Genomic DNA, 11230 nt, shown 5'->3' on the forward strand with positions numbered 1-11230 from the left:
GCGACCCGCTACGACAAGACCGCCGAGTCCTACCAAGCAGCCGTCACCCTCGCATCGCTGTTGATGTGGGCGTGACATTTGAAGACAACTCCTAGCGGAGCTGGGCATCGAATGGACGTAGAGCCGGACATCGAGGGGCCAGCCGGAACTTCCCGCGGCTGGCCCCTTCGCCGCACCGTGCACGGCATGGACATCGGCAATCGGCTCGAACGGCAGCGCGAAGACGCAGTGTGGCAGGGGCTGAAGCCCGGGCAGCTGCCGCTGGAAGGGGACAGTTCAATGCCCCTGCCAGGCGGGCCGCTGGAGACTGGAAAGTCGATGCGGTTCGGGAGAACCCGCATCGTCCCGGGGGAACGGAGGCGTGGAACCGGTGAGGAGCCAGGTATTGTGACTGCGATGGCGTTCAGTCCCGACGGGCGCACCCTGGCCACCGGCAGCGAGGACAAGACGGCCCGGCTGTGGGATTTGGCAACCGGCCGCACCAGCGCCACCCTCACCGGCCACGGATCCACCGTGTACGCGGTGGCGTTCAGCCCAGACGGGCGCACCCTCGCCACCGGCAGCATCGACAGTACGGTCTGGCTTTGGGATACGGCGATCGGCCGCATCCGCACCACTCTCACCAGCGAGGGATACTTCGTGGACGCGCTGGCGTTCAGCCCAGACGGGCGCACCCTGGCCACGGGCAGCGCCGACCGTAAGGTCCGGCTGTGGGACACGAAGCTGCCTGACCAAACTGCCGCGATCAGAGAGATCTGCAAGGCCATCGGCCGGAACCTCACTGCCGAAGAACGAACAGCGTACTTTGCAGGCCAGTCACCTCATACGGTGTGCCCTTCCTGAGCCACCGCCGCCCCTCTCCCGAACCCCGGCTGACCACTGGCCGCACTGCCCGGTTAGCTCGCTTGCCCGGCGCTTGGCTCTTCCTCGGTTTGGCAGTCAGCTGGATCCAGCAGCTGGCTCGCGCGGGAAGTCCGAGGCTGAGGGCATCGCACATCTGCGTCTGCACGAGCTGGACCATGTCGGTGGTGACGGGTTCGAAGTCGCCGACCGTCGGCCGGTCGGCGCTGCCGTTCAGCTCGTGGGTGGGGGTGGCCAGCGGGATGATCTCGCCTGGCTGCCGTCCTCGGATGAGGAGGTCGTGGATCCGGGCGCCGTCGGGCTGCTGGACCTGGGGATGGAGCAGGGTGTCGGCAGTCACCACGGTGGTGTTGATCTCCCGGGTTCCGAGGCTGGGGTAGTACGGCTCGTGAGCGAAGAGCAGGTACACGTCCGCGGTGCGGACGGCGTGGTCGGGTTCGGGCTGGGTCATGGGGTGGTGTCCCTTCAGCGGTGAAGTGCCGTGCGTGTCATGAGGCGTTGGCCGTGTCTTCTGCTCGGAGGCGGGCGGGTAGGGGCCCAACGGCCGCTCTCGCGTATGGCCCGTGTCGGCTGGGCCGTCTTCGGTGGGGGTGCGCTTCAGGGACTGGGCGACCTGGTCGACGAGCTGGGCCATCAGCCGCTCGCGGGCGATAAGTTCGGCCGAGGCTGAGCGGGTGTCCTGGGTCTGGAGCAGGCCAGGCGGCGTCCCACAGCGTGTGCCGGCCGATCTCGGCCGAGCGGTGCAGTTCGTAGCGGTCGCTGCCGGCGGCGGCCTGAACGAGGGAGGTATAGACGGCCGATACCATTGCTCACCGCTGCGGCTGATGTATGCCGTTGATCACCAGGGGGAGCTGTGGTGTCCAGCCGTATTCTGCCGGTGCAGCAGGGCGATCCGGTGCACGTAGGCCCCTACCGCGTGGTGGGGCGGCTCGGGGCAGGCGGCATGGGCACGGTGTACGCCGCACTCGGTGCTGCCGGCGAGCGGATGGCTGTCAAGGTCGTGCACCCGGCGCAGGCTGCAGACGAGGAATTCCGCGCCCGCTTCCGGCGGGAGGTACAGCTCTCCCGGCGGGTGGCGGGCCCATGCCTGGTCCCGGTCCGCGATGCCGACATCGACGGCCCCGCCCCATGGCTGGCCACCCCCTTCATCCCCGGCCCAACCCTGGACCGGCATGTGACCACCAGCGGTCCCCTGGTCGGGGCTCGTCTGTACGCGATGGCGGCCGGCACCGCAGCCGCACTCACCGCGATACACGACGCCGGCATCGTCCACCGGGACGTCAAACCACAAAACGTCATCCTGGCCCCCTCCGGGCCGCAGATGCTGGACTTCGGCATCGCCCACGCCCTGGACGGCACCTCCGTGACCCGCACCGGAGTGATGACGGGCACGCCGGGCTGGATCAGCCCCGAGCACTACCAAACGGGCGCAGTGGGCCCGGAAGGAGACGTGTTCGCCTGGAGTGCCCTCACCGCCTACGCCGCAACCGGCCGTCTACCCTTCGGCACCGGCGCTCCCGACGTGGTGGCCTTCCGCGTCATATCAGCCGATGCCGACCTGGACGGCCTACCAGCCGACCTTCGTCCCCTGGTCGAACAGGCTTTGTCCAAGGAGCCGTCCGACCGGCCGACTGCGGCCGAACTCGCACGGATCTGCACCGAGTTGATGGCGGCGAAGGCAACAGCCGTCCTCTCCCCCACCGGTCAGCAGCCGCCCACGCTATCCGATCTCGTCAGCCTGCACTGGGACCTGCCGCCCCAAGACGATCCCACCTGGCCTGCCCCGCCCCGCCGCCCCAGCCGCGCCCGGCTGTATCTGGCAGTCGGCGCAGCGGCTGCTGTCCTCGGCAGCCTTGGCGGTGCCGTGGCCGCCTCCCAGTCCTCAGGCACCGCCCAGAACCACGCCTCCGCCTCGAGCAGCTGGCCCCCGACCGTAGACAGTGCACCCACCGCTGCCCCCCGGCACTCCCCCAGCCGCACCGGCACCCCCGCGGCATCCTCCTCCGCCATACCGCTCGCGTCGCCGGCCCCGCAGCGTGCGATCGCTCCCTCCCCCGCCTACACCCGCAGCGACAGCGCCCAGCCCACCGTCGACGAATGGGGCGCCGCCCGGGTGCCCGCGACCCCAGCGGAGAAAGCCGCCGCCCAGCGACTGGTCAACGACACAGCCTCATTCTTCAAAGGACAGCAGTACATGAGCGGCGACGTAGTCATCACCTTCAACCCTCAAGCACAGACCATGTTCGTCACCTTCGGGCCTGGCACCTTTCCCGAAGGACAGGACTACCACGACGACGCGAACTGGACAGACGACGTCCGTAGCCTGATGTTCGCCAGCTGCTCCGAAGCGCAACAGGACTTCGGCCAGGACACCGCCTGGCCCTACGGCCGCGCCGTCGTCGTCTACCGGGAATCCATGGCCACCCCCCTCATCGCCGACTTCCGTGAAGTCACCCACATCGACAGCTGCCGCGTATGACCGCGCCCCGCCAAATACCCCGTCCTTCAGCTGGCTACGTCTGTTTTGTTGAGCTCAGGCCCAATTCGGGGCCTCGAAGCGTCGCTGCACCGTCCAGGGATTGGACCAGGAGATGAAGCCAGCAGACTGGATCACCCTCGCTGCTGTTTTCATCGCCCTGCTGACACTGATCACCAGCTCAGCCAGCGCCGCACGCGCGCGTCAAGACGATCGAAGACGCCTATATTGCACGGTATTGGCAGATCCTGGACCAATTCCCCACTGAAGCACTCGTCGGCATACAGGGCAGCGCACCCCTGACAGAGGACGACCAAAGAGCCATACGCCTCTACCTGAGACTGTGCGAGGACGAACTCGAACTGCGCCAGCTTGGCTGGGTCGGTCGCAATACCTGGCAGCAATGGCGCCCCGGTATCGAGACCCAGCTCAAGCAGTGGCCGGTCGCCGAGGAATGGAACCCCATCCGCGACGGCCAACGCGCACCCCACCAATTCGAACTACTCCGCCAGCTCGCCACCACGCCGCACTACGACCCCTACCAGCCCACATCTCTCGGCCGCATCGCCCGCATCTGGCGCCAGCTATAGAATCCACGCCCGCGCCCTTCCGTTCCGCACGCCACCACGTCGTAAGGGAGGGCCAAGGCCATCCTGTCCGCACTGCGCACAGGTCTCCGCTGGTTCCCGGTCCTTCCGCGCGGTGTGGGAAACGCCGTCGCCGCGCCCGACTGGGCGGCTCCAGCTCTGTGGCTCCACGGCGACCTGCATCCGGTCAACATCCTCGCCGCCTCCTGGGTGCTCCTGCCGGACGGCGCCGCTGACCTCTTCTACGGCGCCTACCAGCCGACCCCAGACGCCGCACCGCGATGCCTCACCGCAACGGCCCGCTGAACGGCCTTGCCTTGCCGCCATGCTGGGCCTCCCACGTTCGAAGTCGTCGGCGGGGTACCCCTTTCCGGCCCTTGTGGACAGCGAAGTCTCGTGGCCGCCGTTCCGGCACGTCACCAGGCGAAGTCTTCGAAGACCGCATTCGTCTCGTGCCGACCGTCAGGTCGTAGGCCCTGAAGGTACAGGTCGCGTCGTAAAGTCCTCAGATTCCCGTTCGGCGCCGGGAGCCCCAGCCGCCGGTTGAGCAGTCCAGCCATCGGCCCGCAGTCTTCAGCAGCAGGAGCGGCGCCCCGCCCCGCACGATCCCCTCGTCCGCCGCATCTCCAGGGCCCTGCATGAGGTCGCACACCAGCTGCTCAGGGCACGCCCAGACCGAGACTTCTCGGAGCTGATCTCCCGCGGGGGATCTGCCGTCGCGCTGCGCGTCACCCGTCGGGCAAGCCACGTATCCCACCTGCTCAGGCCCTCCCGGAAGATGACCCACCACCCCGGCGACCCGGGCAGCCTCCGACACCGGATTCGCCGGCCTGCCCCCCGCGCCGCAGGCCTCGGCGCGCGGCCTTCTGATCCTCGTCCGCCGAAGGGCGACGGCGGGCAACATCGCAGAGTTCATGGACCGCCCGAACAACCGGGATGCACGCCCTGATGAACTCCGCCAGTACCTTCGGGATGCGCTTCGCTGCACCCAGTACGGCGACGGCAGCGCCGATCACGGCAAGAATGGTGATCGCGGTCACCGGAACCTCCCTGTCGGAGTACGGGCCGCGAGCGCGGTCCTGAATCCAGACTCAAGGTCCTCTCTCTGGGGTGGACGAGCGGCGACATCGCCAGACAACTCCCGTCCTTGACAAGGTAAATCTCCCCCAGCCGCGTCCCCCGCGGGGACAATGGGCGACAACCGACGACAACGCTCGCCATACACCAACGGCGCCAGGAGGCGAAATGGCACCCCGGGAGGTCGCCTGGCCCACTCTCTTGCCCGGGGCACTGAAGGATCTCAACGACGCCGTCCGCCGCCTGTACATGGATGCCGACCGTCCCAGCCTTCGGGAGATCGCCACCGCCGTAGAAACCATCGCTGACGAAAGCCCGAAATCAGCGCCTGCCACGACCTCGCGAACGACCGTGCACGAATGTCTGACCACCGCGGAATTGCCGCCGCGTCTGGTTCTGATATCGGTCGTGACCGCTCTGGCCTGGATGGCGCACACGGACCCGGAGCAGCGTGAGGTTCGTCTGAGCGAGATCGTGAGGTTGTGGCAGAACGCCGCCCGCGCTCCGCTGCGTGGCCGTCGGGTCGCCTCTTTCAGCGGTGTGGAATTGGGGCTCCACCGTCCCATCGAGCCGGAGCATGCGGATGCCGACGTGGCAGCCGACGGCATCCCTTCCTACGTACCACGTGCTCATGACGCGGAACTGCGGGCGCGCATCCGCGCTGCAGCACACGCCGCCCAGCCCATCTTGATCATCATTCGGGGGCAGCCGGCGACGGGCAAGACGCGCAGTGCCTATGAGGCGGTTCGGCAAGAACTACCAGAGTGGCGTCTCCTTCGTCCCAGCACCGCACAGTCGCTCATGGACACCTGGAACCACGGCCAGGTCAGCGAGCACACACTCGTCTGGCTCAACGACCTGCACGTCCACCTGCAGGACCCTCAAGGTCAGCGCGCTGCAGCCCTGCTGTTCGAAGCCCTCGGCCACCAGGGCGGTCCGGCCATCTTCCTGGGAACGCTCTGGCCTGATACATGGAACGCACTCACTGCCCCCGAGCCGGACCGCGCTGAAGCCCCCGACCGCGCCTATCACTCCCGGCGGCTACTGACCGTCAGCGACCCAGTCGAGGTACCGGACAGTTTCAATCCTGCCGAGCGCGAGGTGGCCGTATCGATGGCGGCCCAGGATCCGTGGTGGTCCACGGTGTTCAGCCAAGTCCCGGTCGCCGACCAGCTCGCCCAGCACATCGCGGGTGCTCCTGCCGCGCTCGACCGATTCCTGCACCCGCCGAGCCCGTACTGCCGGGCGGTCCTCGCAGCGGCAGCCGACGCCGCTCGCCTCGGCGTTCGGGGTCTACTCACCCGGAATTTCCTCAAGGCAGCCAGTACCGGCTACCTCCATGGCCGAGAAGCCGTCGATCCGCCGAAGCGCTGGTTCACCGAGGCACTCCGCGATGCTTGCCAACTGCTTAACGGAGCCGCCTCGGCGCTGGAGCCACATCGCGTCAGGCCCGGTGTGGGCAAGGCCGACGGATACCGTCTCACCGACTACCTTTACGTACGGGCACGCGACCTCCGAACACGAGAAGCCATACCCGGCTCATGGTGGGAAGCGGCGATCAGGCACTTGGCCCGCGCCGACGACTGTCTCGACGTCGCCCGCGGAGCTCACGCCCGCGGCCTGCTCGGTATCGAAGCCGCCCTGCTGACCCCGTCGCCGTCGTCAGGGTGGAGCACCACGGAGGTGGACAACGCTCTACACCAGCTCGCCTGGCGACTGCGCGAGGCCGGACGAACGGCTGAAGCCCTGCCGTTCTACCTCGGTCGGCTCGACGAAGCCAATGACCACAGCATGATGGACATCGGCACGTGCTATGCCGAACTGGGAGATGTCGACCAAGCCGTCCATTGGTACGTGCGCGCCTCCGAACGTGGCTACGACCGCCCCTTCTATGCGGCCTTCCACACCTTGCGGGAGGCAGAGCGTCTTGAAGACGCAGAGAAGCTGCTGCGCTCAGCGCCCGAACGCGGCTTCTGGATTCCCTCACGGTTCCTCGCCAACCTCTGTGAGCAAACCGGCCGGCTCGACGAAGCCGAAGAAATCCTGCGAGCAGGCTCTGTCGCCGGTGAACGACGGGTCATGCCGGAACTTGTGGACTTCGTCATACGGCACAACCGCCAGGCAGCCACCATCCCCTGGCTGTCCAGCCACGCCGGACCCGGTGCCGAGTGGGCCCGCACCGCGCTGAAGTGGATCGATGGGGAGAGCACCGTGAGTATTCCTCCCACTCACCACGGGGGGACCGAGCCCTGGGCAATGTGCCTGGACCTCCGGCCAGGTCTCACGAACCGCTTGCTCACCTACGTTCGAGGGCGCGCGCAGGAGGTACGCACCCGCATACGTGAGCTGGAAGGTGCCGGGCACAATGAGGCGGCAGAGCAACTCCTCATCGAGGAAAGCCGACAAGGCCGCTACTTCCCGGGCCTGCTCCTCCCGTTCTACGCGAGGCAGGGTCGCTGGGGCGAAGTACAGACCGCCTGGGAAGACCTGCCGGTCTCCAGCCACAGGAGCACACTGCTACCGCTGTTGACACAACTCCTGCTCGCCTCCAATAGGACGGCGCAAGCCGAACTACTCGCCCGTGAAGTCTGGGCCGAGGGCATGTCCGACGCCGAAGACGTGCTGCTACACCTTCTACAAGAAGACGGGCGCAAAGCGGAAGCCGATCAGATCAAGCGCTACGGCGTCGAACCGGGCACCACGGCCTGGCCGAATGCCACCGCCGAAACCTGGGTCGCTCCCTGGCAAGTTGAACCTGGCTGCGCATAATGTGCGCACCGCTTGGCCCAAAGGGCGCTCGACCGGCAAGCTTCTCGCCCAGGACCTGCCCGACTACGACAGCGCCGAAGGCGCCCTGGACCGCCTGGATCACAAGCTGGAGCAACAACTGCGGCGCAACAGCGAAGGCGCCGGCCGCATCCTGTCCCGTTCAGAAACTCATCGCTGCTGGTCAAGCCGTGTATCTGTACTCGTTGATGACGCCGCCCATTATTCGGGTGCGGAGGAGTCGGTGCGCGGTCAAGTCGGTCGAGGGCGCCGGGTGCTCCTGGGTGAGGGGGGAAGTTGTCCCCGGGCCTGGTGGGGGCGATGGCCGTTGTAGTGGAAGGCGTAGACGTCGAGCACGCGTCGAGCGTGGGCTTCGTTCAGGATCAGCAGGTGGTCAAGGGCCTCGCGCTGGAGTGTCCCGATGACCCTTTCGCAGTGCGCGTTCATCCGTGGGGCCCGCGGCGCCGTCTTCAGGGTCTCGATGCCCTCGGACGCGAAGACCGCGTCGAAGGACTCGGTGTACTTGCGGTCCCGGTCGCGGACCAAGAAGCGCAGCGACTCCAAGCGCAGGCCCAGGTCGACGGCGAGGCTGCGGGCTTGCTGGACTGTCCACTGCGCGGTCGGATGCGCGGTCACACCAGCGATGTGCAGGCGGCGCGTGCCGTGCTCGAGGAAGACCAGCGCGTAGACCCGGCGAAGATCAACCAGGTCGATGTGCAGGAAGTCGCAGGCAATGACGCCGTCGGCCTGCGCCGTCAGGAACTCTCGCCACGTCGGCCCACCCCTACGGGGAGCAGGGCCTACTCCGGCAACAGTCAAGATCTCCCAGACCGTCGAGGCTCCGACCCGATGCCCGAGCCGCGCGAGCTCGCCTTGGATCCTGCGACACCCCCAACGCGGATTCTCTGCGGCCAGCCGCAGCACCAGCTCTTTGATCGCCTTCGTGGTCGGTGGCCGGCCGGGCCTGCTCCGACGCTTGCTGAAGTCCCACCGGCGCGCCACGAGCCTTCGATGCCACGCCAGCACGGTGCCCGGAGTCACCGGGAACACCTGCGCCCAACGACGCCGGGGTATCAACGAGGACAACGCCGCGAACCACAGCCGGTCCGCCGGCTCGTAGCGCACCGGACCTGCAAGTTGCCTGCGCAGCACCGCGTTCTCGTGCCGCAGGACAAGAAGTTCGGCGTCCTTGGCCACCTGCCGACGCAGCAGCAACACCGGGACCGACAACACCTTCATCGTCACCCGATAGACCAGCAAGACAATCACCCGCGGCATCGTCCCACGCGACCCTGAGCGCCACCAGACCCCCCACGACCTGCAGCAACGCATTTCTGAACGGCACAGGATCACCACGATCCAATGATCAAGGCGTCCACTGGATTAGGGGAAACGCCCGTCTCCGGCGTGCTCGGCGCGCTGTACGGGGCGGTGGGGCTCGGGCACGGCACCGAAGCGGCCACCTGGCCCACCCCCGAACTGGCCGCCATGCTGCGCCCCGACGCGCACGACTGGGTGGATTCCGACCGCTGGGACCTGTGGTGCTACGAAAACTATCCGGCGCACCGTCAGGCCATGCGGGAGAAGTTGGCCCAATGGGTCGATTCCGCCACCGAGTTCGCGCGGCGCCGCGGTATCCCCGCTGTCCTCGGTGAAGGCGTCGTGGGGCACACCTCTCTCCTGACCCGCTTCGAGGAGGACGCCGTCGGCAAGGACATCGCAGAGTTCGTCGTCAACCGCTGCCTCGCCGCGGGCTTCCAGGGCGTCGTCCTGACCTCCAACGTGGACCCTCACCACCCCACGTGGCACACCGACCAGGACTGGATGCGGCGGGTCAACTCCCGTGTCACCACGGGCTGAACGCGACCCGACAGCAGCCAAAAGCCGTGCCGGCCGCAACGATCGGATGACCGCGGGCCAGTCTGCATCAGCTGTCGGGACATGCCTTCGTCAGTAGAACGGTCACAGAGAAGACGCGCAGATCGTCGACGGCTCGGCAGAGATGCGCGTCCAACGACGACGGCGTCGACCTCCTCACCCTGCGAGCACCCACCCCCCATGAGGTGACCCCGCGCCGGCTGGGGAGAGCACCACCCTCCCCGAGAAAAATGATCCGATGTCTTATCGTCACGATCGTTGACGTCTCATCTCGGCACCCCTATTTTGCCAGCATGTTTCCCATAAGAGAGCAGGCGTACGCCATGAGGCCCACTGGCGTGTCCTGCTTATTCATCGGGTCTTACCGTGTCATGGCGGCCTTCCTTGGTGCGCTCCTGCCCGTGGCAGTGTTTTTCGCCCTGCCCGCGCACGCGGCCACCGCCATCACCTACTTCGTCTCGCCCAGCGGCAGCGACAGCAACCCCGGGACCAGCGCCGCCACCCCCTTCCGCACGCTCACCAAGGCACAGACCGCAGTCCGGGCGATCGACAAGACGACGTCCGGCCCAGTCACTGTGACCCTGGGCGGTGGCGTCTACCGGCTGGCCAACACGCTGACCTTCACCGCCGCGGACTCAGGCGGCGGCACGGCCGGCACCGTCTGGTGGAAGGCTGCGTCCGGACAGACCCCGGTCATCAGCGGCGGTGTCCAGATCAGCGGCTGGGCAAAGACCAGCACGGGCAGCGACATCTGGTCCGCCCCGGCCCCCAGCGGCCTGGACACCCGCCAGCTGTACGTGGGCGGCGTGCGCGCCCTGCGCGCGACAGGCTCCCTGCCGGTGTCGGTGACCCAGACGGCGACCGGATACACCACGGCGTCCGGTGACCCGATGGCCGGCTGGCGCAATCCGTCGGCGATCGAGTTCGTCTACCGGGGCGGCCTCGGGCTGTGGACCGAACCGCGCTGTCCGGTCGCTTCGGTGACGAGTACTGCCATCACCATGGCCCAGCCCTGCTGGAACAACTCCACCCAGCGTGTCATGCGTACCGACGACTCGGGCCGCACCTACAACCTGGTCGGCCGCAAATCGATCACCGAGAAACCGACGGCGGTGGAGAACGCCTACGAACTCCTCGACAAGCCGGGCGAGTTCTACCTGGACAAGAGCGAGCACCGGTTCTACTACATTCCGCGTTCCGGGGAAGACCTGACCACTGTGGACGTCGAGGCGCCCTCGCTCGACACTCTGGTGGCGTCCTCCGGCAAGGCCTCGGACGAGCCCAGCCATGTCGGCTTCGAGGGCATCCAGTTCAGCTACGCGAACTACACGACGTCCAACACCGGTACCGGCTTCTCCGAGATCCAAGCGACGTATCAGGTCACCGGTACCACGGGCTACGCCACTCAGGGGCTGTGCGACTTTGTGTCAGGCGGCACCTGCCCATACGGCAACTGGACGAAGATGCCCGGCGCGGTGCGGTTCACCTACGACAAGAGCATCCACTTCGACCACGACTACTTCGTCCATCTCGGCGCGACCGGACTGGACCTCGGCGACGGCTCCCAGAACGACACGGTCACCGC

The 11230-nt window shown here is 67.3% G+C and carries 6 protein-coding genes and 2 pseudogenes; 6 read left to right on the plus strand and 2 right to left on the minus strand.

The genetic code is table 11. The features are described from left to right. The first annotated feature begins 186 nt into the window (after positions 1-186). Positions 187-843 carry a WD40 repeat domain-containing protein gene (locus ACFVWD_RS55835; protein ID WP_389606671.1) on the plus strand — a complete coding sequence of 219 codons (657 nt, stop codon included), beginning with the start codon at positions 187-189 and terminating at the stop codon, positions 841-843. On the opposite strand, the gene ACFVWD_RS55840 is transcribed toward ACFVWD_RS55835, so the two are convergent. Beyond that, positions 779-1312: a hypothetical protein gene (locus ACFVWD_RS55840; protein ID WP_389606673.1), complete on the minus strand. Its 534-nt coding sequence runs from the start codon at positions 1310-1312 to the stop codon at positions 779-781. The two genes, ACFVWD_RS55835 and ACFVWD_RS55840, sit on opposite strands and share 65 nt — an antisense overlap. 405 nt (positions 1313-1717) lie before the next feature. On the opposite strand from ACFVWD_RS55840, the gene ACFVWD_RS55845 reads away from it, so the two are divergent. The 3 genes from ACFVWD_RS55845 to ACFVWD_RS55855 all read left to right on the plus strand — a co-directional run bounded on the left by ACFVWD_RS55845 (position 1718) and on the right by ACFVWD_RS55855 (position 7770). Then, positions 1718-3340 carry a serine/threonine protein kinase gene (locus tag ACFVWD_RS55845; protein ID WP_389606674.1) on the plus strand — a complete coding sequence of 541 codons (1623 nt, stop codon included), beginning with the start codon at positions 1718-1720 and terminating at the stop codon, positions 3338-3340. A 701-nt stretch (positions 3341-4041) separates the two neighbouring features. Continuing rightward, complete coding sequence (locus tag ACFVWD_RS55850; protein ID WP_389606676.1) at positions 4042-4230, plus strand: hypothetical protein; 189 nt, start codon at positions 4042-4044, stop codon at positions 4228-4230. A 939-nt stretch (positions 4231-5169) separates the two neighbouring features. Then, positions 5170-7770, plus strand: a complete 2601-nt coding sequence (locus tag ACFVWD_RS55855; protein ID WP_389606678.1) for a hypothetical protein — start codon at positions 5170-5172, stop codon at positions 7768-7770. 181 nt (positions 7771-7951) lie between these two features. Here the strand turns inward: ACFVWD_RS55855 and ACFVWD_RS55860 are convergent. Continuing rightward, positions 7952-9036, minus strand: a pseudogene (locus tag ACFVWD_RS55860) (integrase core domain-containing protein). 93 nt (positions 9037-9129) lie between these two features. Here ACFVWD_RS55860 and ACFVWD_RS55865 point away from each other — a divergent pair. Together ACFVWD_RS55865 and ACFVWD_RS55870 are read left to right on the plus strand one after the other, a co-directional pair. Beyond that, positions 9130-9627 (plus strand): cellulase-like family protein, encoded by a 498-nt coding sequence (locus tag ACFVWD_RS55865; RefSeq protein ID WP_389606680.1) that lies wholly within the window; start codon positions 9130-9132, stop codon positions 9625-9627. Positions 9628-10046: 419 nt separating this feature from the next. After that, a pseudogene (locus ACFVWD_RS55870) lies at positions 10047-11230 on the plus strand (fibronectin type III domain-containing protein); the annotation flags it as partial.

The organism is Streptomyces sp. NPDC058086 (assembly GCF_042885015.1).
GTDB lineage: Bacteria > Actinomycetota > Actinomycetes > Streptomycetales > Streptomycetaceae > Streptomyces.